This window comes from Citrobacter amalonaticus (genome assembly GCF_001559075.2).
GTDB classification, from domain to species: domain Bacteria; phylum Pseudomonadota; class Gammaproteobacteria; order Enterobacterales; family Enterobacteriaceae; genus Citrobacter_A; species Citrobacter_A amalonaticus_F.
In genome coordinates this window covers 2,165,096-2,188,033 of record NZ_CP014015.2, presented here as the reverse complement: position 1 = coordinate 2,188,033, position 22,938 = coordinate 2,165,096, and the positions used below count along the sequence as shown (strand labels likewise).

Below are 22,938 nucleotides of genomic sequence, written 5' to 3'. Positions count from 1 at the left end.
CATAAAATTAATCACCTGCCAAATGATTTAAAAAAGAGAAAGCGTCCGGATGAATTATTTCGGTACACTTGCACTCTCTTTTGTGATTTGGACATGCTGTCGATGAAGCTGACCATCATTCGTTTAGAACACTTTAGCGATCAGGATCTGATCGACCTGGGCAAAATCTGGCCGGAGTATTCCGCCGCCTCTTTAAGCGTAGATGAAACGCACCGGATCTACGCGGCACGATTTAATGAGCGGTTGTTAGGTGCCGTAAGGGTCACTCTGAGCGGCACTCAGGGCGCGCTGGATTCACTGCGCATCCGTGACGTCACGCGGCGTCGGGGGGTGGGAAAATATCTGGTGGAAGAGGTGATCCATGATAATCCGGACGTCTCCTCCTGGTGGATGGCGGATGTCGGCGTGGAAGACCGGGGCGTCATGGCGGCGTTTATGCAGGTACTGGGTTTCACCGCACAGCAAAACGGCTGGGAAAAGCGTTAGCGACACGCGTCCTCATGTTCCCCTCTCACAGGAAAGCCCATCAATGGACTTTCCTCGCTTAACGCGGATTCAGACAATCTCATCAGGGTGACGACTTACCCCTCCGTGATGGATGAGGTAAGATTCACCATGCCTCTAATTGCGCAGAGAATCATCAAATTTGCGCTCTCATCAACTACTGTCATGGAATGAGCATATGGAAATGTACATCGGGCTGGCCGTCGCCGCCGTCGTGATCCTCTGGGCCATCTTCACCTATAACCGCTTTATCTCGCTGCGTCGTTTTAAAGACGAAGCGTGGAGCGGCATTGCCGTACAACTCAAGCGCCGTCACGATCTGGCCCCCAATCTGCTCAGCGTGGTCAAACGTTATGCCCAGCACGAAAAAGAGCTACTGGAAGAGATCACCCGGCAACGGAGCGTCCTGGTCGGTAATCCTCAACAGGTCGCTGACAGCGAGCAGCAGTATTCGGCAACGCTGAGCCGTATCTTCGCGCTGGCGGAAGCGTATCCTGAACTCAAAGCCAGTGAAAACTTCCTCTCTCTACAGCAATCCCTGAGTGAAATAGAGGAACAGCTACAGATGGCACGCCGCTATTTCAACGGCACAGTGCGAGATTTTAATATTCTGGTTGAATCTTTCCCCAGCCTGCTGCTGGCCCGCCTGTTTAATTTCAGAGCGGAAGTCTTCTTTGAACTGGACTCTCCTGAAGAAGCTCAATTACCCCGGATGGAATGACCACATGCCAACGTTTTCCGCCCGGATACTGCGCGCTTTCAGCCTGTTGCTCCTGTTACTGACAGGCTTTGGTTCTGCCGCACACAACGACATCAATATTATCGATGCCTCGCAGATTCCGGCCAATGCGCGACGAATTCCCGCATACGAACATATTCTCTCCTTCGATTCTCGGGCGAGTTTTAATCCGGATGGCAGCATGGAGATGCAGGAAAACATCAAAGTACTCTCTCTGGGCAACGAAATCAGACGGGGGATTTTTCGAACGTTGCCACTGACCTGGAACCGACAGGACGGCAAAATTTTCAGTGTGGACTATGCCATCAAATCAGTCTCACGCGATGGCGTCGCGGAATCTTACAGCCTCGATCGGGCAACCAAAACGCTGACCGTTCGTATTGGCAGCGCCGAGCGGATCCTGAAACCGGGAATTTATCAGTATGAGATTCGCTATCAGGTCAGGAACCATTTCAGCCGCTTTCCTGACTGGGATGAGCTTTACTGGAATGTGACGGGCAACGACTGGAACTGGCCGATTAGAAGAGCCAGTTTTCATCTGCAACTGCCTGAAGCTGCAGATAATTTGAACGCAGAGGGCAAAGATACCCGACTGCGTAGTATCGACGTTTACACCGGTCGCCTGGGGGCAAAAGAAAACAACGCGGTCATCCTGCCCGATGGCAGCATACAAACGTCGCGTCCTCTCGCCACGGGTGAAGGGTTAACCGTTGTCTATACCTGGCCCCGCACAATTCTGGCGAATGCCGCCGCACCAGAGGCGGTATTGCCGTTCGTTCATTTACTGGTGCCAACGCTGAAAACCAGTGTCATCTGGCTCCCTCTTCTGTTGCTTATTGGCTACTACGGGCTTTGGTGGCGTAAAAACGTTATCGCCAAAGGGTTAAAAATGCCGCCGGTCGTGCCGCAATTCTCGCTGCCCGCAACGATGTCGCCTGGCTATCTGCGCTTCATCACCCGGCGTAAGTATGACGATGTGGCATTCAGCAGCGACCTTCTGGATCTGGTTGCCAAACGTGCCGTGACGATAACGAGCAAGAAGACAACAGCCAAAAGCATATGGTCTTCATCCTCCATTGATGAACAGTGGCTATCCCGTTCGCCGGACGATAGAAACAGACCGTTAAATGCCACCGATAAACAGCTATTGAGTACACTTTTCAGCGGTAAACGTAAGAATATCAACCTCAGTACGCCACATCAGCAGATGATGATTAATGCCCGTAAGTGGCTGGAAAAACGTTGCGAGGAGCAGAAGCCACAGTTATGCCAGAGCTGGGGGAAACCGTTTCGTCGCTGCATTTACATTGCTCTGCTTGTTCCGATCGTTTGCGGCGTCTGGTTTAGCCCGGCAGCAGCGCTCCTTACTATTCCGGGCCTGCTGTTTATGACGGTGGGGGTTTCGTTGGTACTCTTTTCCCTGAACTTTTTACGCCACCCGATAATAGCAGTGCGCAGTTGGGGACCGATTCCTATCCTGATGGCGCTCGTATTTGGTCCTTTTGCCCTCACAGCAGGAAGTTTGTTCCTGTTTGGCATGATCCCCATCACCCAACTTCCAGCGGGATACGTTGGCGCACTGCTGACCGCCATGGTGTTGTGCGCGGTCGTTGGCTGGAAAACGCCGCGCTATACGCAGCGTGGGCTGAACGATTTAGCCGTCGCTAAAGGGCTAATGCGCTATATCAAAACGGCCGAAGAGCCACGTTATCAGGCGCTTTATCCACCCGATCAGCGGGTTGCACACTTTGAAAGCCTGTTGCCCGTTGCGCTGGCACTCGGTGTAGGGAAAACGTGGGCAAATACTTTTGCCCGGTACTTAGAGAGTACGGGCACGATGTCAGAGGTTTTTGAAAAGGCTGACTGGGAGAATGTGAATCACTTTTGTCGGGGCTGTCATTCTGCGGCCAGCGCAAAACCCGATCGTAGCTCCACAGGCTCTTCAGGTTCAGGCTACAGCGGTTCCGGTTCCTCAGGCAGAGGATCGTCAGGCGGGGGATCCGGCGGTGGTGGCGGGGGCGGCTGGTAAGAAAAGGCCGGATAACGATTATCCGGCCAACAAAGCAGCGCCGCAAAGGCGCCGTGGAAATTACTTCGCGTCGGTCGCCGTACCGTTGGCATGCCAGTCGAAGACGCCGAATTCAAAGCCCTTCAGATCGCCCTTCTCATCCCACGACAGCGGCCCCATTACGGTATCCACGGAGTTCGCTTTCAGCCAGGTGGCGATTTCAGCCGGATCGGCTGACTGGTTCAGGCCCGCCTGCAAAGATTGCAGCGCGGCGTAGGTGGTCCACACGAACGCACCGCTCGGATCCTGTTTCTTCGCCTTGATCGCATCAACGATAGGTTTGTTCGCAGGCACCTGGTCGTAGTTCTTCGGTTTGGTCACCAGCAGACCTTCGGCCGATTCACCGGCGATGTTAGACAGGGAAACGTTGGCCACCCCTTCCGGGCCCATGAACTGCGTTTTCAGACCCGCGGCACGTGCCTGACGCAGGATCTGACCCATTTCCGGGTGATAACCGCCGTAGTAAACGAAGTCGATGTTCTCTTTCTTCAGACGCGCCACCAGCGTGGAGAAGTCTTTCTCACCGGCGGTGATACCGTCAAAGAACACCACATTGGCGTTGCCCTTCTTCAGGTTTTCCTGCACGGCACGCGCCAGACCTTCACCGTACTGTTGTTTGTCGTGAACGATCGCGATGCGCTGCGGCTTCACTTTTTCCAGAATGTATTTCGCGGCGGTCGGGCCCTGATCTGAATCCAGGCCCGTGGTGCGCAACACCAGCTTATAGCCACGCGCGGTCAGTTCCGGCGCCGTTGCCGCCGGGGTGATCATCAGAATGCCTTCGTCTTCGTAGATATCAGACGCGGGCTGAGTGGAAGAGGAGCACAGGTGGCCGATAACATATTTGATGCCGTCATTAATCACTTTGTTTGCGACTGCGACCGCTTGTTTCGGGTCACAGGCATCATCATATTTTACGATCTGCAGTTTTTCGCCTTTGATTCCGCCTTTGGCATTAATGTCTGCAACCGCTTGTTCCGCGCCAGTAAACTCCTGGTCGCCATACTGGGCTACCGGACCGGACATCGCACCGACAACAGCGACTTTAATATCGGCCTGAGCCATTGTGCTGAATGCCAACGCGATACATCCTGCCAGTAACGCTTTACCCTTCATATTCATCCTGACCTTCCCCATTCTTATGGTTATTACGACTATTGTGATGTTGTTGTGTAGCGCTTTATTTCAATTATAGGTGTGCGGCTCGCGCATTTTCAGCACACTCTGCTAAAACATACCCCATTTTTATAGTTTTGGAATAGCTAATTTCATATTCAAATAATAAGTGAACGACAGAACGTCGTGCCGCCCGGTGATGGACGGCACAGGTTTATCGTGTCAGCGAGTGGGTGATAATGCCGAGCGCCTGACGAAATTGCGCGTCAGGGATGGTGAGCGGATAAAGAAAACGGATGACGTTACCATACACCCCGCAACTCAGCAGCAGAAGTCCTTCCTGCAAGGCGCGATCCTGCACCTGGCGCGTGAATTCCGGGGAAGGTTTTCCGCTGTGCGGATCGTTAAATTCTACCGCCACCATCGACCCCTGCGCGCGAATATCAGCAATAAACGGGCAGTCCGCTTTTGCCTGGTTCAACGCCCCGACCAGCGTCGTGCCCAACGTGGCAGCGCGGGCGCAGAGCTGTTCTTCATCAATCACATCCAGCACCGCGTGTGCCGCAGCAACCGCCAGCGGGTTCCCGGCATACGTTCCCCCCAGACCACCAGGCGCAGGCGCATCCATCACTTCGGCACGGCCAGCGACCGCAGAGAGCGGCATACCGCCCGCCAGACTTTTCGCCATCGTCATCAGATCAGGTTGTACGCCATGGTGCTCCATCGCAAACAGCTTGCCGGTACGAGCAAAACCGGTCTGCACCTCATCGGCGATCAACAAGATACCGTGGGTATCGCACAACGCCCGCAGTGCCTGCATGAACTCCGTTGGCGCAATATTAAAACCCCCTTCGCCCTGAACCGGTTCAAGAATGATGGCGGCGACCTGATCCGGCGCGATATCGGCTTTGAAAATGCGCTCCAGACTTTGCAGCGCATCAACGGTGCTCACGCCATGTAACGCATTAGGGTACTGAGCGTGATAAACCGAACCAGGAAACGGGCCAAAACCGATTTTGTAGGGCGCCACCTTACCGGTCAGCGCCATCGTCATGAAAGTCCGGCCATGAAATGCGCCGCCAAAGGTGATTAACCCAGGCCGTCTGGTATACGCGCGGGCAATCTTCACCGCATTTTCCACCGCTTCGGCACCGGTGGAGAAAAACGCTGTTTTTACCGGCCCTTGAATAGGGACGCGCTGATTGATCCGTTCTGCCAGTCGGACATAGCTTTCGTAGGGAACAATCTGGTAGGCAGTATGGGTAAAGGAATGGAGCTGTTTTTCGATGGCGGCGATCACTCTGGGATGCCGGTGCCCGGTATTCAGCACCGCAATACCCGCGGCAAAATCGATCACCTCGCGGCCTTCCACATCCCACAACGTTGCGTTTTCCGCTCTCTCGGCGTAAAAGCCACACATCACGCCGACCCCACGCGGCGTCGCCTGCAAACGCCGTTCATTCAGTTCGTTATTTTTCATTTTCTTCCCCTAAGATGCGCACAACCCATCGGTAAGTGTTTGCCAGGGGGGAGGAATTCGCCAGAGCAGGCGTTAAAAAAACAAAAACCCCGGACAGTTATCCAGGGTTTTAGCGGGGACTTCGCGGGAGTTACGCTTCGATAGCGGCGCGAAGTTTTTTCATGGCGTTCTTTTCAAGCTGACGCACACGTTCTGCGGAAACACCGTAGCGATCGGCCAGTTCCTGCAGCGTGGATTTGTTATCTTCGTCCAGCCAGCGGGCGCGGATAATGTCCTGACTACGCTCGTCGAGACCTTCCATCGCGTGGGTCAGTTTGTTGGCAGCCTGATCTTCCCAGTTATCCTCTTCAATGCCGTCGGCAAAGTTAGAGGTTTTATCCTGCAGATACAGGACTGGCGCCATCGGCTGGCTGTCGGACTCATCGTCCGAGGACATATCAAACGTCATGTCCTGCGCCGCCATACGAGATTCCATCTCGCGGACGTCTTTACTGGAAACACCCAGCTCACGCGCAACCATTTCGACTTCATCCTGGTTAAACCAGCCCAGACGCTGCTTGGTTTTACGCAGGTTGAAGAATAGCTTACGCTGTGCTTTGGTGGTCGCCACTTTCACGATACGCCAGTTACGCAGGACGTATTCGTGGATCTCAGCTTTGATCCAGTGCACGGCGAAGGAAACCAGGCGCACACCCACTTCCGGGTTGAAACGGCGCACGGCTTTCATCAGGCCGATATTACCTTCCTGAATCAGATCCGCCTGCGGCAGGCCATAGCCCGCATAGTTACGAGCAACATGAACAACAAAGCGCAGGTGAGACAGGATCAGCGTCTTAGCTGCTTCCAGATCGCCCTGGTAATGCAGCTTTTCAGCCAGTGCCCGTTCCTCGTCAGCCGACAACATCGGCCACGCGTTCGCAGCCCGGATGTAAGACTCCAGGTTACCAACAGGGGCTAAAGCTAAATTTTGCATTTCTTTGGTCATTCAAATCCTCTCAATTTTTATCGTCTGGCACCACAGCGATAGACATCAGCAACAACCGTGAGCAACAACCGTGAGCAACAACCGTGAGCAACAACCGTGCCAGCGTTAATGAGCAACGAGATTAGCATTCACTCTTTTATCAGACCGTGATTTTATCCACAAGTTCAATGCAACGTTGTGTATAAATTACGCACAAATTGTGACATGAAGATGAAAAGCGGGGAAGAGACAACAGGAACTCTTTCCCTGCGAACGGAAACCCATTGCAGGGAAAGATTATATCACGGTTTTATTAATCGGGAGTAAAGTGACGTAAATGTTGAACCGTCGCCAGCCACGCCGCCACCCAGCCGATCATCGAACACACCAGCAGCAGTAACAGGCACTCATCGAACGATAAGCCATTGAGATCAAACTTCGTTCCGAAAACTTGCGCCACTTCCGTGACCGCCGACGACAGTCGTAACACCAAAATTTCTGACAAAATCAGTGAAAGAAATGCGCCGGAAAAACCGAGCAATGCGCCGCCGTACAAGAACGGTCGCAGGATAAATCCATCCGTCGCACCAATCAGTTTTTGCACGTTAATGGTATCGCGACGGGCAAAAATACTCAGCCGCACGCTGTTACCAATGACGAGGAAGACGGCGGCAACCATCAGCACACCAATCATCGCCGACACACGCCCGACCAGACCGGTCAGCGCCGCCAGACGGGCAAACCAGCTGTCGTCCATCCGCACTTCATCAATCCCGTTGATGCGGGAGACGCGGTCGCGCAACGTATTCAGCGAATCGGTACTCTGGAAGTCGAGTTTCGGAATCACCACCGCTACCGCAGGCAAGGGGTTCTCTTCCAGCATATCCAGCGCGCCGCCAAATCCGGACCAGTTGCGGAATTCGCCAAGGGCATCTTCACGGGAAAGGTAGTTCACCTTTTCCACGCCCTGCTCAGCCTGCAACTGAGCGACGACGCCTGCCGCCGCATCATCATCCAGCGTTTTTTGCAGATAAACGGTGATCTGCGGAGACGGGTAATACTGCGTCGCCGCCTGGTTAACGTTTTTGTAGACCATGTAGCAGACGCTCGGCAGAGTCAGGGAGATGGCAATCACCATCACCGTCAGAAACGTCGCCAGCGGTTTGCTTTTCAGATCCTGCAACGCGCCCTGGAACGCATAGCGCACCTGCTCGTTAAAGACGTTGGTTTTACGCGAGTTCGGCTTTGGCGACGGTTTCGCCCGCTTCGGCGCGTTACGTCCACCGTCGCCAGAGGAGCCGCCGGAACGACGAAAACGGTCCAGTCGTCCACCGAACTGTTTGATTTGGTTGATAGCGTCGCGCTTATTCACGGGCTTCGCCTCCATGCAAATGGCCATCGCTCAGGGTAAGCATACGGTACGACCGACGGGAAATGAGTCCGATGTCGTGCGTCGCCATCAGCACCGTCACCCCGACGCGGTTAAACTCTTCGAACAGACGCAGGATCCCTTCCGACAGCGCGTCATCCAGGTTACCGGTCGGTTCATCCGCCAGCAGTACCGCAGGCTTGTTCACGACCGCACGAGCGATACCGACACGCTGCTGCTCACCGCCGGAGAGTTGAATCGGGAAGTTCTTCGCTTTGTCCAGCAGTCCGACCTTGTCCAGCGCCGCCGACACGCGACGACGAATGTCATCCCCGCTGGCACCGGCGATAATCAGCGGGATCGCCACGTTGTCGAATACCGTTCTGTCCATCAACAGGTGGTGATCCTGGAAAATCATGCCGATCTGACGACGCAAAAACGGCACTTCACGGTTTTTCAGACGTGTGATGTCATGCCCACTGAAGAGGATTTTCCCGGCGCTGGGCCGCTCAATCCCACAGATAAGCTTCAGCAGGGTGCTTTTCCCCGCGCCGGAGTGGCCGGTCAGAAACGCCATCTCGCCTGGCTGCATATGGAATGTGACCCCTTGCAGCGCTTGTCTCCCACCGAGATAGGCCTTGCTGACATGTTCAAAGCGAATCATTGTTAATCCTCTCGGGCAAAAAGTGCCTCTATAAAATCGTCCGCCTTAAACGGACGTAAATCCTCGATACGTTCGCCCACACCAATATAGCGGATAGGGATGCCAAACTGATCGGCCACCGAGAAGATCACCCCACCTTTCGCCGTACCGTCCAGCTTGGTCAGGGTAATACCGGTCAGACCCACCGCTTCATGGAACAGTTTGGCCTGGCTTATCGCATTCTGCCCGGTGCTGGCGTCAAGCGTCAGCATAACTTCATGCGGCGCGTCTTCGTCCAGTTTCTTCATTACGCGAACGATTTTTTTCAGTTCTTCCATCAGGTGCGATTTGTTTTGCAGACGACCTGCGGTATCGGCAATCAGCACATCAATGTGGCGCGCCTTCGCCGCCTGAATGGCGTCAAAGATAACGGAAGCGGAATCCGCGCCGGTATGCTGGGCGATCACCGGAATATTGTTACGTTGGCCCCAGACCTGCAACTGTTCGACCGCTGCGGCGCGGAACGTATCGCCCGCCGCCAGCATCACGGATTTCCCTTGCTGTTCAAACTGACGCGCCAGCTTACCAATAGTGGTGGTTTTCCCCACCCCATTCACGCCGACCATCAGAATCACAAATGGCGTTTTGCCTTCAACGTTCAGCGGTTCGTCGACTTTCGCCAGAATCTCGCCCATCTCTTCTTTCAGCAGGCCATACAGCGCCTCGGCATCTTTAAGCTGTTTGCGGCTGGCGCCTTCGGTCAGATTAGTGATGATTTTGCGCGTGGTTTCCACGCCCACATCAGCAATCAGCAGTTGTTCTTCCAGTTCTTCAAACAGATCATCGTCGATTTTCTTACCACGGAACAGACTGATAAATCCGGAACCGAGGTTTTCTTTCGTTTTCAGTAAGCTGCGCTTCAGACGCGCAAAAAAGCCTTCTTTGGTTGGTTTTTCCTGCTCCTGAATCATCTCTTCAACCGGCGCGTCTTCTTCCGCTACCGGCACGACCATCTGCGCGTCTTCCGCCGCTTCCGCCGCCAGCGCCTGTGCTTCCAGCTCTTCGTCAGTCAGTTCCGGTTCGTTTTGCGCCTCTTCTTCCACCGCTTCAACAATCTCAACGGTTTCCGCTTCGGCCTGCCACTCTTCGGCAGAGGTTTCCTCTTCGGCGTTCACCTCTTCCGGCAGCGGCAATTCTTCATGCTCAACGGCAATCTGTGGCTCAACGCGCTCTTCAGCGACCACGGGTTCGGGTTCAGCAGACGGGAAGGTTTCGATTTCCTGAACCTGTTCCGTCACCTCAACCACTTCTTCAGCAAAGGCTTCCGTCTCTTCTTTGCTGTGAAGCGGCGCTTGCGCTTCTACGTCAGCCGACGTTTCAACGGGCTCGTCGGACGGTAATTGCGCTTCAACACCCTGCTGCTCTTCGGTTTTTTGTTCTTGTTCCTGCTCTTTTTCACCAAAGCCCAGCCAGGAAAAGAAGCCACGTTTTTTCTGTTTTGCCATCTGCGATTACGCTCCTGGGGACTCATTCTCTTGCCGCCTTGAGGCATCCTGAATGATTTTGTGTATACACGCTAAAAAAAATGATGAAATAGTCTATCACTTTACTTAATCCACATCACCGCCTGGAATCATCTGCACACGGCGGTTTGAGCAACAGAAATGAAAAAAACGAATCACTCAGGTAGCGGCCAAATCCGCATTATTGGCGGACAATGGCGCGGCCGCAAACTCCCGGTCCCCGACAGCCCCGGTCTACGCCCGACAACGGACCGCGTGCGTGAAACGCTGTTTAACTGGCTGGCGCCGGTGATGCCAGAGGCCCAATGTCTGGACTGTTTCGCCGGAAGCGGCGCGCTGGGGCTGGAAGCGCTATCACGCTATGCCGCTGGCGCCACGCTGCTGGAGATGGATCGCGCGGTCTCTCAGCAGTTACAAAAGAACCTGGCTACGCTGAAAGCAGGGAATGCAAAAGTCGTTAACACGAATACCCTGACATTCCTGGCGCAGTCGGGCACGCCGCACAACGTGGTGTTTGTCGATCCGCCGTTTCGTAAAGGGTTACTGGAAGAGACCTTAAGCCTGCTGGAAACTCACGGCTGGCTGGCGGATGTTGCCTGGGTTTACGTGGAAAGCGAAGTGGAAAACGGTCTGCCGCCCGTGCCGACGAACTGGTCGTTGTACCGGGAAAAAATCGCCGGGCAGGTCGCGTACCGTTTGTATCAACGCGAAGCACAAGGAGAAAGCGATGCTGATTAATCTTGGTCGACTACTGATGCTCGGCGTGTGGGCATTCTTATTGTTAAACCTGGTGCAACCCTTCCCGCGACCGCTCAACATCTTCGTTAACGTCGCCCTCGTGTTCATGGTACTGATGCACGGCATGCAGCTGGCGCTGCTGAAGTCCACTCTGCCCAAAGACGGACCGCAAATGACCACCGGCGAGAAAGTCCGTATTTTCCTGTTTGGCGTGTTTGAGCTGCTGGTCTGGCAGAAGAAGTTTAACGTCAAAAAGTAATGCTGCATGAAAGTGCCGGATAGCGCTTCGCTTATCCGGCCTGCAAAGGCGAGCGGTTTCCCGTCTTATTGCTGAGCAACAAAATCGACGAAGCGCGACCCTTTGTAGCTCAGCGTCCCTTTCTCTCCTACCGTCAGCGCATGATACTGCGTCGCGTTAAGGCGGAACGTTTTTTCCAGCCCACCGTTCTGCGGCCTAAAGCTGACCTCATAGCGCATGCTGGTTCCCGCTGGCGTGACCTGTTGCTGTCGGGAACGTCGGTCATTGATGGGTTTTTCACGCTTATTACTGACCACCATCTGCGTTTGCCGGAGCGGCGCCGCCTCGTTATCGGCTTTTTCCCGCCGCTGTTGCATAAAGCGAAACGAGGCTGCAACAATGATTAACACAATGATAATAATGAAGAAAAGTGGCGGCTTACTCATATTGATAACCCATCAGAAAATGCGGAAATAAGCATACCCTGCCCGTTATGGTGTTGTCATCAGGTGGTCGCGACCTCTACACTGAACAGCAGGGTTGTGAGCATACCGCTTACGAAAAAATAACGAATTCAAGGAACTAAGATGCTTTGGTCGTTTATCGCTGTCTGCCTTTCCGCGTGGTTATTTGTGGATGCCTCCTACCGTGGCCCCGTCTGGCAACGCTGGGTCTTTAAACCCGTCACCTTATTACTCCTGCTGTTACTGGCCTGGCAGGCGCCGATGTTTAATGCGGTGAGCTATCTGGTACTGGCCGGTCTTTGCGCCTCACTGGTTGGCGATGCGCTGACATTACTGCCGCGTCAGCGACTGCTCTATGCGATTGGCGCCTTTTTCCTCTCGCACCTGTTGTACACCATCTATTTTGCCAGCCAGATGACGCTCTCTTTCTTCTGGCCGCTGCCGCTGGTGCTGATGGTGCTGGGCGCTCTGCTGATTGCGGTGATCTGGACACGCCTCGAAGAGCTGCGCTGGCCGGTCTGCACCTTTATCGCCATGACGCTGGTTATGGTCTGGTTGGCTGGTGAGCTGTGGTTTTTCCGCCCCACCTCGCCTGCGCTGTCGGCGTTTCTGGGCGCGTCGCTGCTGTTCATTGGCAACATCGTCTGGCTGGGCAGTCATTACCGCTGTCGTTTCCGCGCGGACAACGCCATCGCTGCTGCCTGCTACTTTGCCGGACACTTCCTGATCGTCCGTTCGCTTTATCTCTAATAACGCTTGACTCTGGAGTCGACTCCAGAGTGTATCCTCCGGTTAATGAGAAAATTATCATCAACCGGAGGATGCCATGTCGATACCTGCTCACGATGGCAAAAAAGCCCCACAATTTTCATCTTTTAAGCCTGCTCCCTCGCCGCAGAAGTCCGATGACTGCTGCTGCGAAGGTACATGCTCTCCCCCTGAATCCGTTGTCGATACGGTAAAAGGCACCCGCTACAGCTGGAAAGTGTCCGGAATGGACTGCGCCGCCTGTGCCCGCAAAGTGGAAAATGCAGTGCGCCAGGTCAGCGGCGTCAACCAGGCCCAGGTGCTGTTTGCCACCGAGAAGCTGGTCGTCGACAGCAACGGCGATCTCCGCCAGCAAATCGAGCACGCGGTGCAAAAAGCGGGTTACACCCTACGCGATGAACAGGCGAAGGAAGAGGCTCCTGAATCCCGCTTTAAAGAGAACCTGCCGCTGCTGACGTTGATCGTCATGATGGCGCTCAGTTGGGGACTGGAGCAGTTCAACCACCCGTTTGGCCAGTTAGCATTTATCGCCACGACGCTGGTCGGCCTGTTCCCGATTGCCCGCCAGGCACTGCGTCTGATTAAAAGCGGCAGTTGGTTTGCCATTGAAACGCTGATGAGCGTCGCGGCTATCGGGGCGCTGTTCATCGGCGCCACGGCAGAAGCGGCAATGGTGTTGCTGCTGTTCCTGATTGGCGAACGCCTCGAAGGCTGGGCCGCCAGTCGTGCCCGTAAAGGGGTCAGCGCGCTGATGGCGTTGAAACCAGAAACCGCGACGCGTCTGCGCGATGGCGTACGCGAAGAGGTGGCAATCAACACCCTGCAACCGGGCGACATCATTGAAGTCGCTGCCGGGGGACGTCTGCCTGCCGACGGTAAACTGGTCTCTGGTTTTGCCAGTTTTGATGAGAGTGCGCTGACGGGAGAATCGATCCCGGTGGAACGCGCCACCGGTGATAAAGTCCCGGCGGGGGCGACCAGCGTGGACCGTCTCGTCACGCTGGAAGTGCTCTCTGAACCAGGCGCCAGCGCGATTGACCGCATTCTGAAGTTAATCGAAGAGGCCGAGGAGCGTCGTGCGCCAATCGAGCGTTTTATCGACCGCTTCAGCCGGATTTATACGCCTGCGATTATGGCCGTCGCCCTGCTGGTGACGCTCGTCCCGCCGCTGCTGTTCGCCGGCTCCTGGCAGGAGTGGATTTATAAAGGGTTAACGCTGCTGCTGATCGGCTGTCCGTGTGCGCTGGTCATCTCCACGCCTGCGGCCATCACTTCTGGACTGGCGGCAGCGGCCCGTCGCGGGGCATTGATTAAAGGCGGCGCGGCGCTGGAACAGTTGGGCCGTATTACCCAGGTCGCCTTTGATAAAACCGGGACGCTAACCGTCGGGAAGCCGCGCGTCACGGCGATTCATCCAGCCACCGGCGTCAGTGAGTCTGAACTGCTGGCGCTGGCGGCAGCCGTCGAGCAAGGCGCAACGCACCCGCTGGCTCAGGCCATTGTGCGCGAAGCTCAAACCGCAAGGCTAACAATCCCGCCCGCCGAGGGGCAACGGGCGCTGGTAGGGTCAGGTATTGAAGCACAGGTGAATGGCGAAAGCGTTCTGATTTGCGCTGCCGGTAAACGTCCTGCCGACGCCTTTTCCGGAGAAATTAACCAGCTTGAAAGTGCCGGGCAGACGGTCGTTCTGGTCCTGCGCAACGAGACCGTGATCGGCGTCATCGCCCTGCAGGATACGCTGCGCGACGATGCTCGCACTGCCATCCGCGAACTGAACACGCTGGGTGTGAACGGCGTGATCCTGACTGGCGATAACCCGCGCGCAGCGGCCGCCATTGCTGGCGAACTGGGTCTGACGTTTAACGCCGGGCTGCTGCCGGAAGATAAAGTGAAGGCGGTCACCGTGCTGAATCAACAGTCGCCGCTGGCGATGGTAGGTGACGGCATTAACGATGCGCCAGCGATGAAGGCCGCCGCGATTGGTATCGCGATGGGGAGTGGGACGGATGTCGCGCTGGAAACGGCGGATGCCGCACTGACGCATAACCGCCTCACGGGGCTGGTGCAGATGATCCAACTGGCGCGCGCGACCCACGCCAATATCCGTCAGAACATCACCATTGCGCTGGGACTGAAGGGGATATTTCTCGTCACCACGCTGCTCGGAATAACGGGTCTGTGGCTGGCGGTGCTGGCGGATACCGGGGCGACGGTGCTGGTCACCGCTAACGCACTGCGGTTGTTACGTAAAGGGTAGAGCCTGTTTCTCGCCTGATGGCGCTAACGCTTATCAGGCCTACAGGCTGTTCGTCATTCGCAGGCCGGATAAGCGTTAGCGCCATCCGGCATAACAAGATTACTGGCCTTTACGCACCAGATAGCGGTACGGCAGAGAGTCGGTCTCTTTTGCCACCAGCTCATGTTCCATAAAGGTACAAAACCCGGGAATATCACGGGTGGTCGCCGGATCGTCCGCCACAATCAGCAGCGTTTCGCCAGTCTGCATGTTGCGTACGGTTTTACGCACCATCATCACCGGTTCCGGGCAGCGGAGTCCCTGGGCATCAAGGGTATGGTCGGGAGAGGAAAACAGATCGCTCATCGTGGTCTCATTCGCTAAAAAAACGGCTGTAGTTTACGCTCAGTTCGGGAGTAAGCCAATCAGGTTAACGATTGCGTGAAAAATAGCCATTGCAATGCCACCGCAAAGCAGTATTATGCGGCGGCCTGAAAAAGGAAGACGCGTTATTGGTGCAGTCAGTTTGTTTGAGGCCAGCGCACAGCGCCCGGAACGTACACGTAGTACGTGAGGAGCGCGAGCACTGCCCGAGAGCAAAATGGCCATGCAATAGCGTGTAGCACGAATTGGGTTCCCTCACCCCAATCATCAATTAAAAAGGTACAACATGAATGCATTTACACACTCGCAGCGCGTAAAAGCGTTGTTCTGGCTATCGCTATTTCACCTGCTGGTGATCACCTCCAGTAACTACCTGGTCCAGCTCCCGGTCTCCATTTTTGGTTTCCACACCACCTGGGGCGCGTTTAGCTTTCCGTTTATTTTCCTCGCTACCGACCTGACCGTGCGAATTTTTGGCGCGCCATTGGCCCGTCGAATTATCTTTGCGGTGATGATGCCCGCATTGCTGATCTCCTATGTGATTTCGTCGCTGTTCTATATGGGCTCCTGGCAGGGATTCGGCGCGCTGATGCACTTCAATCTGTTTGTCGCCCGTATCGCGGTCGCCAGCTTTATGGCCTATGCACTGGGACAAATTCTTGATGTGCACGTCTTTAACCGCCTGCGTCAGAACCGCCGCTGGTGGATGGCGCCGACGGCCTCGACGCTGTTTGGCAACGTTAGCGACACCCTCGCTTTCTTCTTTATTGCGTTCTGGCGCAGTCCGGATGCCTTCATGGCCGAGCACTGGATGGAAATCGCCATCGTCGATTACTGTTTCAAAGTGCTGATCAGCATCCTGTTCTTCCTGCCGATGTATGGCGTATTGCTGAATATGTTGCTGAAAAAACTGGCAGATAAATCTGAAATCCCGGTCATGCAGACAAGTTGAGCTAAAGGTTCCTTTTCCGGGTTGTGATAAGATGAACAGATGCGCCGTTATGGCCGTTTATCGAAAGGAAGAAGTCAATGCGTAATCTGGTTAAATATGTCGGTATTGGCCTGCTGGTTATGGGGCTGGCGGCCTGTGATAATAGTGATACAAAAGCGCCGGCAGAAGGCACGGCGGCAGAAAGCAACGCAACCGGTCAGCCGGTTTCTCTGCTGGATGGCAAACTGAGTTTCTCACTGCCGGCAGATATGACCGATCAGAGCGGCAAGCTGGGTACGCAGGCCAACAATATGCACGTCTACTCTGACGCGACCGGCCAGAAAGCGGTGATTGTTATCGTCGGCGATAACACCAACGAAGAGCTGTCTGTGCTGGCAAAACGCCTTGAAGATCAGCAGCGCAGCCGTGACCCGCAGTTGCAGGTGGTGACCAACAAATCCATCGAGCTGAAAGGTCACACGCTGCAACAGTTAGACAGCATCATCTCGGCGAAAGGCCAGACGGCTTACTCTTCTGTGGTGCTGGGTAAAGTCGATAACCAACTGCTGACTCTGCAAATTACACTGCCAGCGGACGACCAGCAGAAAGCGCAAACGGCCGCTGAAAACATCATTAATACGCTGGTTATTCAGTAACCATCAGGATGATGAGACGGCCTCTGGCGATTCCTGCAGAGGCCGTTTTTTTAACCGCCAGGTTAACAGCAGCGCAACCGCCACCAGCCCTGCCGCCGCCAGGTAAATGACCGGAACCCCCGCCCAACTCATCACCAGCCCAGCCAACGGTCCCGTCACCCCCAGTGACAGATCCATAAACACCGTATAGGTCGCCAGCGCCGAGCCCTGATTCTGCTGCGGCACCGCTTTTACCGCTACCACGCCAAGCGCCGGGAAGACCAGCGAAAACCCCATTCCTGTCAGCAGTACGCCGATTTTTGCCATCCACGGCACCATCGCCACGCCCACCATCAACAGTCCGACAATCTCAACGCTAAAGCAGATCATCGCCACATTCAGACCGCCCAGGCGGTTGATGCCGTTCGGAAACAACAGACGCGTACCGATAAACGCACAGCTAAACAGGGTGAGCGCAAATGCCGCGCCGTCCCAGCCTTTGGCGTCATAGAACAGGGTGATAAAGGTGGCGATCACCCCGAAACCTGCCGAGGCCAGCGCCAGCGCCATTCCGTATAGCCAGACGCGTCCAAGCACCGCACGAAACGGCAAAGGCTTCCCTTTGCTCGCTTTCACCGCAGGGCGCGGAATCGCCAACAAAATGGCCAGCAACGCGATCCCCATGATAATCAGCGCTAATCCCTGTAGCCCGCCCCAGCTGTAAAACAGCACGCCGAGCGGCGCGCCGACCGCCATCGCCCCGTAGGTCACAATGCCGTTCCAGGAGATCACCCGCCCGATATGCAACGAGCCCACCACGCCCACACCCCATAGCGTCGAGCCGGTCCCGGCGAAGCTCTGTCCAATCCCCAGGATCACACGCCCCAGACAGAGCAGCAATAAACTGACGACCGGCCAGCTACTGGCGCTTCCTGCCAGAAAATAGCCCGCCCCACTGAGAAAACAGCCGCACAGGCCAAAAACCACAATCTTTTTTGGCCCGAGCAGATCCGCATAGCGTCCGGCATGAGGGCGGCTGAGTAAGGTCGCGAAGTATTGCAGGCTGATGACCAGACCCGCCCAGAAGGCGCTAAAGCCCATGACATCATGCACATAGCCGGGCAAAACCGCGAGCGGCAGGCCGATGGTCAGGTAGCTGGCACAGTTGAACATCACAACAGAAACAATGCGCAGATTGAGGCGCAATCCATTAAGCGCCGGTTCAGCGACGGGTTCGGGCATGGGGGATCACCACGTTTTTACAACAATGTTTCATTTCTACCACGCCACGCCGGGAAAATCAGCAGCCAGATTAGGAATATCGGCAGCCAGCGAGCCGCTACACTTAATGAAAATCAAAAAAGGATGTAAACATGACAACCCCTCAGCCCGACAAAGCCGGTCTACATATTCTGCTCAAACTGGCCTCGCTGGTCGTCATTCTCGCCGGGATCCACGCCGCTGCAGATATCATTGTGCAACTGTTGCTGGCGCTCTTTTTCGCCATTGTCCTCAATCCACTGGTCACCTGGTTTATCCGTCGGGGAGTGAAACGCCCGGTGGCGATCACCATTGTGGTAGTCGTAATGCTGTTCGTGCTCACCGCGCTGATTGGCGTGCTGGCGGCCTCGGTTAATGAATTTATTGCCATGCTGCCGAAATACAACAAAGAACTGACGCGCAAAGTGCTGTATGTGCAGGAGATGATGCCGTTTTTAAATCTGCACATGTCTCCGGAACGGATGTTACAACGCATCGACTCCGACAAAATTGTCACCTTCACCACCACGCTGATGACCGGGCTGTCAGGCGCGATGGCCAGCATCATTCTGTTGGTGATGACCGTCGTTTTCATGCTGTTTGAGGTCCGCCATGTGCCTTACAAAATGCGTTTTGCGCTGCATAACCCGCAAATCCACATTGCCGGACTGCACCGGGCGCTGAAGGGCGTTTCGCACTATCTGGCGTTAAAAACGCTGCTCAGCCTGTGGACCGGACTCATCGTCTGGCTGGGACTGGAGCTGATGAACATTCAGTTTGCCCTGATGTGGGGGGTGCTGGCGTTCCTGCTGAACTATGTACCCAATATTGGCTCGGTGATTTCCGCTGTTCCGCCAATGGTTCAGGCGCTGCTTTTCAATGGCGTTTATGAGTGCGTGTTGGTGGGGGCGCTGTTCCTGGTGGTCCATATGGTATTGGGCAACATGGTTGAACCGCGCATGATGGGCCATCGCCTGGGCATGTCGACGCTGGTGGTGTTTCTTTCTTTACTGGTTTGGGGCTGGTTGCTCGGCCCGGTGGGGATGTTGCTCTCCGTTCCCCTGACCAGCGTCTGTAAAATCTGGATGGAGACCACAACAGGCGGCAGTAAACTGGCAATATTACTGGGCCCAGGGCGGCCGAAAAATCGATTACCGGGATAAATCCGCCCTACCAACCAGGGTAGTTTTATTCACTTACAGGTGAAAGTATTATAAGGCGCGCTTTTGTTACCTGGACGTTTCAATAAGCGCGCGGTTTCCTTCGCGAAATGCGTTCCAGGTTTTTCTGCAGTGCATTTAATCCAAATTAAATGATATCGACAGTTTAATTTAAGTGAAAACTAACTAATACCATGATAATCCGGAAGATAAACGTTCTGCCGCGTGCATGAATTAATTTCAGAATTTTCACGGTGTTCCGTCAAAGTTAACATTAAAAATAGTCGGTATTATTGTTACTAAAACTAAATTCAGAAATGCATTCAACGTTAATATAAATAGTGATTTTGATAGGGAGTTTTCATGAAACAATACATTAAGTGGTTTGCGGCGATTGCCGTTGTCGGTGCGCTGGCAGGTTGTGCGCGTACTGCCCCCATCGATCAGGTTCACTCTTCAGTGACTGCAGGCCATACTCTGGATCAGGTGAAAAACGCGATCCTGAAAGCAGGCGTTCAGCGTAAATGGATCATGACGGAAGCGGGTCCAGGCGTGATCAAAGCGCGTCAGCAGTCTCGCGACCATGTTGCAGAAGTGCGTATTACCTACACCGCCTCCAGCTACGATATCAAATACGACAGCAGCCTCAACCTGCAGGCTTCTGGCGGTAAAATTCATAAAAACTACAACCGCTGGGTACGTAACCTGGATAAAGACATTCAGTTGAACCTGTCTGCGGGTGCGGCTCTGTAATAACGCCTAAAGTCGGGCCGCGTTCGGCCCGATAATCTCTTTTTGTTTTCTTAACAGGTTGTACTCGCCATGTACGAACAGGATCCCCTCAGCGCACTGGATGCGATCACTGAAGCGCAGCGTATCGCCTTCGCCCCCATGCTGTTTCAAACCGCACTTTGCCTGCGAAATGCTGATGTACTGGCCTACCTTGACCGCCAGGGTAAACAGGGTGCAACGCTGGAAGACATTACCGAAAACAGCCACGTCAACGAATATGCGGTCAGCGTATTACTGGATATGGGATTAAGCGGGCGCATCATCACCCATAAAGCGGGACGCTATTATCTGGCGAAAATCGGACATTTCCTTTTGCATGACACCATGACTCGCGTGAATATGGATTTCACCCATGATGTCTGTTATCAGGGATTGTTCTTTTTAGAGAATGCCCTGAAAGAAGGAAAACCGTCCGGGTTAAAAGTGTTTGGCGACTGGCCAACCATTTATCCGGCATTGTCGCAATTACCGCCGTCCGCACGTGAAAGTTGGTTCGCCTTCGATCATTACTATTCTGACGGGGCGTTTGACGCGGCATTACCGCATGTATTCGCCAGTTGTCCTGCAACCCTGTACGATGTAGGCGGAAATACGGGAAAATGGGCAATACGCTGTAGTCAATTCGACGAAAATATCGCGATAACGTTATTAGATTTGCCACAACAAATTGCACTTGCCCGCGAAAATATCGAAAATGCAGGATTATCCGATCGCATCGATTTTCATGCAGTGGATATGCTTGGCGACGCGCCTTTACCCACCGAGGCCGATATCTGGTGGATGAGTCAATTTCTTGACTGTTTTTCACCGGAGCAAATTGTCGCCATGCTCAGCAAGGTTGCCCGTGTGATGAAACCCGGCGCAAGGCTGTGCATTATGGAGCTGTTCTGGGATGCACAGCGTTTTGAAGCCGCCTCATTCAGTTTGAATGCGTCTTCGCTTTATTTTACCTGCATGGCGAACGGCAACAGCCGTTTCTACAGCGCAGAGAAATTTTATGGCTATCTGGACAAGGCAGGGTTCCAGGTGGATGAACGCCACGACAACTTAGGCGTTGGACATACCTTATTGATATGTCAGAAGAAAAAATAACAAAGTAGCATCTGAACGCTACTGGAATCACCGGTTTACCGCGGACGCGCGTTGATGAAATTCTCACTAAACATTACCGACTGGCGGGCGATGGCGCCAGGTCTGAGCGAATTGATACAGTGGCTGCAATGGTCACGGCATCCGCACGCCATCGATCCGTCGGCGGCACAAGGCAAACTGCGTGAACTGCCGATGATGACCGCCCGTCGTCTTAGCTCCGGCAGTAAACTGGCCGTCGAGTGCGGGCTGGCGATGCTGCGTCGCCACGATATTGATGCGGTGCTATACACCAGTCGCCACGGAGAACTCGAACGTAACTACCGGATTCTGCATGCGCTGGCGACGGAGCAGGCGCTCTCACCGACCGATTTTGCCCTGTCGGTACACAATTCAGCGGTGGGCAACCTGACCATCGCGGCTAAACACCCTATCGTCTCGTCATCACTTTCTGCCGGACGCGATAGCTTCCAGCAGGGGCTATGTGAAATCATCTGCCTGCTACAGGCGGGTTATCAGCGTGTGCTGATGGTCGATTTCGACGGTTTTCTTCCCGAGTTTTACCACCCGCGCCTCCCGGAAAATATGCCAACCTGGCCTTACGCCACCGCGCTGGTCTGCGAAGCAGGCAACGACTGGGTGTGTCAGAGCGAACCGACTCAGGCTGGCGCTGAAACGGCACTCCCGCAAAGCCTGTTGTTTTTACAGCACTATTTGCAGAATGCCAGCTCGTTTACTCTTCCGGGTGAGCGAGTGAACTGGCACTGGAGTCGGTCATGAAAGGGGTTATCTCCATGCTGAACCGACTCTGGCGGATCGCCATGACCGGCTTCTGCTTCGCCCTCTTCGGACTCGGTGGGCTGCTGCTTTCGGTCGTCTGGTTTAACATTTTATTAGTGTTCGTATGGGACAATGCCCGGCGTCGCCGCATTGCCCGACGCAGCATTGCCGCCAGTTTCCGTCTCTTTTTAACGGTAACCCGGGTGCTGGGCGTGCTGGATTATCAGATGAACGGGGTGGATATTTTGCGTCAGGAACGCGGATGTCTGGTGGTCGCAAATCACCCCACCCTGATCGATTATGTCCTGCTGGCGTCGGTGATGCCCGAAACAGACTGTCTGGTGAAGAGCGCGCTGCTGAAGAACCCGTTCCTTAGCGGCGTAGTGCGTGCCGCGGATTATCTGGTGAACAGCCAGGCCGACGCCCTGTTACCAGCCAGCCAACAACGCCTGGCGCAGGGCGATACGATTTTAATTTTCCCCGAAGGCACCCGCACTCGCCCCGGTGAGACCATGACGCTGCAACGCGGCGCGGCGAATATCGCCGTGCGCTGCGGCAGCGATATTCGCGTAGTGACCATCCATTGCAGCCAGCGCATGCTGGATAAAGAAAGCAAATGGTATCAGGTGCCCCCCACAAAACCGCTGTTTACCGTCGAGGTACGCGAGCGGGTGAAGATTGACCACTTTTACGACGCAAATTTACAAGAACCGGCGCTGGCGGCAAGACAGCTAAACCGGCATCTTTTGCTTCAATTACAACCAGGTACGTTACCTCTCTCAGGAATTAATGATGCAAGCGCTTTATCTTGAAATTAAAAATCTCATCATAACAACATTGAATCTGGACGAACTGTCGACAGACGACATTGACACCGAGGCGGCGCTGTTTGGCGACGGCCTGGGGCTGGACTCGATTGATGCCCTGGAACTGGGACTGGCGGTAAAAAATCAGTACGGTGTGGTGCTTTCCGCGGAAAGTGAAGAGATGCGTCGGCACTTCTTCTCCGTCGCCACGCTGGCATCGTTCATTAATGCGCAACGTGCCTGAGGAGAGT

The 22,938-nt window shown here is 54.6% G+C and carries 24 protein-coding genes; 15 read left to right on the top strand and 9 right to left on the bottom strand.

Annotation, left to right across the window (positions count from 1 at the left end; all coding sequences use genetic code 11):
• Positions 1-102: 102 nt before the first annotated feature.
• From panM to AL479_RS10480, 3 genes are all read left to right on the top strand, one after another.
• Positions 103-486, top strand: a complete 384-nt coding sequence (panM, locus tag AL479_RS10490; RefSeq protein ID WP_061077961.1) for an aspartate 1-decarboxylase autocleavage activator PanM — start codon at positions 103-105, stop codon at positions 484-486.
• A gap of 196 nt (positions 487-682) precedes the next feature.
• Complete coding sequence (locus tag AL479_RS10485; RefSeq protein WP_061076042.1) at positions 683-1,225, top strand: LemA family protein; 543 nt, start codon at positions 683-685, stop codon at positions 1,223-1,225.
• 4 nt (positions 1,226-1,229) lie between these two features.
• On the top strand, positions 1,230-3,272 hold the full coding sequence (locus tag AL479_RS10480; protein ID WP_105291744.1) for a DUF2207 domain-containing protein: 2,043 nt from the start codon (positions 1,230-1,232) through the stop codon (positions 3,270-3,272).
• A gap of 60 nt (positions 3,273-3,332) precedes the next feature.
• On the opposite strand, the gene livJ is transcribed toward AL479_RS10480, so the two are convergent.
• From livJ to ftsY, 6 genes are all read right to left on the bottom strand, one after another.
• Positions 3,333-4,433: a branched chain amino acid ABC transporter substrate-binding protein LivJ gene (gene livJ / locus AL479_RS10475; RefSeq protein WP_146109670.1), complete on the bottom strand. Its 1,101-nt coding sequence runs from the start codon at positions 4,431-4,433 to the stop codon at positions 3,333-3,335.
• Between the two features lie 208 nt (positions 4,434-4,641).
• The gene (locus AL479_RS10470) at positions 4,642-5,907 is read right to left on the bottom strand and encodes a 4-aminobutyrate--2-oxoglutarate transaminase (RefSeq protein ID WP_061076040.1); all 1,266 of its coding nucleotides are present in this window, start codon (positions 5,905-5,907) and stop codon (positions 4,642-4,644) included.
• A 130-nt stretch (positions 5,908-6,037) separates the two neighbouring features.
• Positions 6,038-6,892: an RNA polymerase sigma factor RpoH gene (gene rpoH / locus AL479_RS10465; RefSeq protein ID WP_044327806.1), complete on the bottom strand. Its 855-nt coding sequence runs from the start codon at positions 6,890-6,892 to the stop codon at positions 6,038-6,040.
• Between the two features lie 292 nt (positions 6,893-7,184).
• Complete coding sequence (gene ftsX / locus AL479_RS10460; RefSeq protein ID WP_042998480.1) at positions 7,185-8,243, bottom strand: permease-like cell division protein FtsX; 1,059 nt, start codon at positions 8,241-8,243, stop codon at positions 7,185-7,187.
• Complete coding sequence (gene ftsE, locus AL479_RS10455; protein WP_042998481.1) at positions 8,236-8,904, bottom strand: cell division ATP-binding protein FtsE; 669 nt, start codon at positions 8,902-8,904, stop codon at positions 8,236-8,238. The genes ftsX and ftsE overlap by 8 nt, the downstream gene beginning before the upstream one ends.
• Before the next feature lie 2 nt (positions 8,905-8,906).
• On the bottom strand, positions 8,907-10,388 hold the full coding sequence (gene ftsY, locus AL479_RS10450) for a signal recognition particle-docking protein FtsY (protein WP_061076039.1): 1,482 nt from the start codon (positions 10,386-10,388) through the stop codon (positions 8,907-8,909).
• Positions 10,389-10,547: 159 nt separating this feature from the next.
• On the opposite strand from ftsY, the gene rsmD reads away from it, so the two are divergent.
• Positions 10,548-11,144: a 16S rRNA (guanine(966)-N(2))-methyltransferase gene (gene rsmD / locus AL479_RS10445; protein WP_061076038.1), complete on the top strand. Its 597-nt coding sequence runs from the start codon at positions 10,548-10,550 to the stop codon at positions 11,142-11,144.
• Positions 11,134-11,403 (top strand): DUF1145 family protein, encoded by a 270-nt coding sequence (locus AL479_RS10440; protein WP_042998484.1) that lies wholly within the window; start codon positions 11,134-11,136, stop codon positions 11,401-11,403. The genes rsmD and AL479_RS10440 overlap by 11 nt, the downstream gene beginning before the upstream one ends.
• Before the next feature lie 65 nt (positions 11,404-11,468).
• Here the strand turns inward: AL479_RS10440 and AL479_RS10435 are convergent, their stop codons facing one another.
• Positions 11,469-11,828: a DUF2500 domain-containing protein gene (locus AL479_RS10435; protein ID WP_061076037.1), complete on the bottom strand. Its 360-nt coding sequence runs from the start codon at positions 11,826-11,828 to the stop codon at positions 11,469-11,471.
• Positions 11,829-11,969: 141 nt separating this feature from the next.
• Here AL479_RS10435 and AL479_RS10430 point away from each other — a divergent pair, with 141 nt between their 5' ends.
• Together AL479_RS10430 and zntA are read left to right on the top strand one after the other, a co-directional pair.
• Positions 11,970-12,596, top strand: a complete 627-nt coding sequence (locus AL479_RS10430) for a lysoplasmalogenase (protein WP_061076036.1) — start codon at positions 11,970-11,972, stop codon at positions 12,594-12,596.
• A gap of 76 nt (positions 12,597-12,672) precedes the next feature.
• Positions 12,673-14,871: a Zn(II)/Cd(II)/Pb(II) translocating P-type ATPase ZntA gene (gene zntA / locus AL479_RS10425; protein WP_061076035.1), complete on the top strand. Its 2,199-nt coding sequence runs from the start codon at positions 12,673-12,675 to the stop codon at positions 14,869-14,871.
• A gap of 99 nt (positions 14,872-14,970) precedes the next feature.
• On the opposite strand, the gene tusA is transcribed toward zntA, so the two are convergent.
• Positions 14,971-15,216, bottom strand: a complete 246-nt coding sequence (tusA, locus tag AL479_RS10420) for a sulfurtransferase TusA (RefSeq protein ID WP_042323034.1) — start codon at positions 15,214-15,216, stop codon at positions 14,971-14,973.
• A gap of 304 nt (positions 15,217-15,520) precedes the next feature.
• Between tusA and AL479_RS10410 the strand changes: the two genes are divergently transcribed.
• Both AL479_RS10410 and AL479_RS10405 read left to right on the top strand, forming a co-directional pair.
• Positions 15,521-16,186, top strand: coding sequence for a 7-cyano-7-deazaguanine/7-aminomethyl-7-deazaguanine transporter (locus tag AL479_RS10410; RefSeq protein ID WP_061076034.1), 666 nt, complete (start codon positions 15,521-15,523; stop codon positions 16,184-16,186).
• 77 nt (positions 16,187-16,263) lie between these two features.
• Positions 16,264-16,821 carry a DcrB family lipoprotein gene (locus tag AL479_RS10405; RefSeq protein ID WP_044327800.1) on the top strand — a complete coding sequence of 186 codons (558 nt, stop codon included), beginning with the start codon at positions 16,264-16,266 and terminating at the stop codon, positions 16,819-16,821.
• 3 nt (positions 16,822-16,824) lie between these two features.
• Here the strand turns inward: AL479_RS10405 and AL479_RS10400 are convergent, their stop codons facing one another.
• A complete protein-coding gene (locus tag AL479_RS10400) occupies positions 16,825-18,042 on the bottom strand; it encodes an MFS transporter (protein WP_061076033.1) in 1,218 nt (405 codons plus the stop codon).
• Between the two features lie 131 nt (positions 18,043-18,173).
• Between AL479_RS10400 and AL479_RS10395 the strand changes: the two genes are divergently transcribed.
• The 6 genes from AL479_RS10395 (at position 18,174) to AL479_RS10370 (ending at position 22,931) form a co-directional block, all read left to right on the top strand.
• Positions 18,174-19,223 carry an AI-2E family transporter gene (locus AL479_RS10395; protein ID WP_061076032.1) on the top strand — a complete coding sequence of 350 codons (1,050 nt, stop codon included), beginning with the start codon at positions 18,174-18,176 and terminating at the stop codon, positions 19,221-19,223.
• Positions 19,224-19,595: 372 nt separating this feature from the next.
• Complete coding sequence (locus AL479_RS10390) at positions 19,596-19,973, top strand: hypothetical protein (RefSeq protein ID WP_146109691.1); 378 nt, start codon at positions 19,596-19,598, stop codon at positions 19,971-19,973.
• Between the two features lie 69 nt (positions 19,974-20,042).
• Entirely contained in the window at positions 20,043-21,104 is a 1,062-nt protein-coding gene (locus tag AL479_RS10385) for a methyltransferase (RefSeq protein WP_061076030.1), read from the top strand.
• A gap of 54 nt (positions 21,105-21,158) precedes the next feature.
• Positions 21,159-21,881, top strand: coding sequence for a beta-ketoacyl synthase chain length factor (locus AL479_RS10380; protein WP_061076029.1), 723 nt, complete (start codon positions 21,159-21,161; stop codon positions 21,879-21,881).
• Positions 21,860-22,693 carry a lysophospholipid acyltransferase family protein gene (locus tag AL479_RS10375; RefSeq protein WP_404979126.1) on the top strand — a complete coding sequence of 278 codons (834 nt, stop codon included), beginning with the start codon at positions 21,860-21,862 and terminating at the stop codon, positions 22,691-22,693. Before AL479_RS10380 ends, AL479_RS10375 begins: the two co-directional genes overlap by 22 nt.
• Positions 22,674-22,931, top strand: coding sequence for a phosphopantetheine-binding protein (locus AL479_RS10370; RefSeq protein ID WP_061076027.1), 258 nt, complete (start codon positions 22,674-22,676; stop codon positions 22,929-22,931). Before AL479_RS10375 ends, AL479_RS10370 begins: the two co-directional genes overlap by 20 nt.
• The last annotated feature ends 7 nt before the right edge of the window (positions 22,932-22,938 follow it).

Excerpts from the sequence above, each read along its gene's own strand:
- AL479_RS10405 (WP_044327800.1), top strand. The coding sequence starts at position 16,264 with ATGCGTAATCTGGTTAAATATGTCGGTATTGGCCTGCTGGTTATGGGG.
- panM (WP_061077961.1), top strand. The coding sequence starts at position 103 with ATGAAGCTGACCATCATTCGTTTAGAACACTTTAGCGATCAGGATCTG.
- AL479_RS10410 (WP_061076034.1), top strand. The coding sequence starts at position 15,521 with ATGAATGCATTTACACACTCGCAGCGCGTAAAAGCGTTGTTCTGGCTA.
- AL479_RS10400 (WP_061076033.1), bottom strand. The coding sequence starts at position 18,042 with ATGCCCGAACCCGTCGCTGAACCGGCGCTTAATGGATTGCGCCTCAAT.
- ftsY (WP_061076039.1), bottom strand. The coding sequence starts at position 10,388 with ATGGCAAAACAGAAAAAACGTGGCTTCTTTTCCTGGCTGGGCTTTGGT.
- AL479_RS10440 (WP_042998484.1), top strand. The coding sequence starts at position 11,134 with ATGCTGATTAATCTTGGTCGACTACTGATGCTCGGCGTGTGGGCATTC.
- AL479_RS10480 (WP_105291744.1), top strand. The coding sequence starts at position 1,230 with ATGCCAACGTTTTCCGCCCGGATACTGCGCGCTTTCAGCCTGTTGCTC.
- rsmD (WP_061076038.1), top strand. The coding sequence starts at position 10,548 with ATGAAAAAAACGAATCACTCAGGTAGCGGCCAAATCCGCATTATTGGC.
- ftsE (WP_042998481.1), bottom strand. The coding sequence starts at position 8,904 with ATGATTCGCTTTGAACATGTCAGCAAGGCCTATCTCGGTGGGAGACAA.
- AL479_RS10435 (WP_061076037.1), bottom strand. The coding sequence starts at position 11,828 with ATGAGTAAGCCGCCACTTTTCTTCATTATTATCATTGTGTTAATCATT.
- AL479_RS10485 (WP_061076042.1), top strand. The coding sequence starts at position 683 with ATGGAAATGTACATCGGGCTGGCCGTCGCCGCCGTCGTGATCCTCTGG.
- zntA (WP_061076035.1), top strand. The coding sequence starts at position 12,673 with ATGTCGATACCTGCTCACGATGGCAAAAAAGCCCCACAATTTTCATCT.
- AL479_RS10470 (WP_061076040.1), bottom strand. The coding sequence starts at position 5,907 with ATGAAAAATAACGAACTGAATGAACGGCGTTTGCAGGCGACGCCGCGT.
- AL479_RS10385 (WP_061076030.1), top strand. The coding sequence starts at position 20,043 with ATGTACGAACAGGATCCCCTCAGCGCACTGGATGCGATCACTGAAGCG.
- AL479_RS10395 (WP_061076032.1), top strand. The coding sequence starts at position 18,174 with ATGACAACCCCTCAGCCCGACAAAGCCGGTCTACATATTCTGCTCAAA.
- tusA (WP_042323034.1), bottom strand. The coding sequence starts at position 15,216 with ATGAGCGATCTGTTTTCCTCTCCCGACCATACCCTTGATGCCCAGGGA.
- AL479_RS10370 (WP_061076027.1), top strand. The coding sequence starts at position 22,674 with ATGCAAGCGCTTTATCTTGAAATTAAAAATCTCATCATAACAACATTG.
- AL479_RS10430 (WP_061076036.1), top strand. The coding sequence starts at position 11,970 with ATGCTTTGGTCGTTTATCGCTGTCTGCCTTTCCGCGTGGTTATTTGTG.
- AL479_RS10380 (WP_061076029.1), top strand. The coding sequence starts at position 21,159 with ATGAAATTCTCACTAAACATTACCGACTGGCGGGCGATGGCGCCAGGT.
- livJ (WP_146109670.1), bottom strand. The coding sequence starts at position 4,433 with ATGAATATGAAGGGTAAAGCGTTACTGGCAGGATGTATCGCGTTGGCA.
- rpoH (WP_044327806.1), bottom strand. The coding sequence starts at position 6,892 with ATGACCAAAGAAATGCAAAATTTAGCTTTAGCCCCTGTTGGTAACCTG.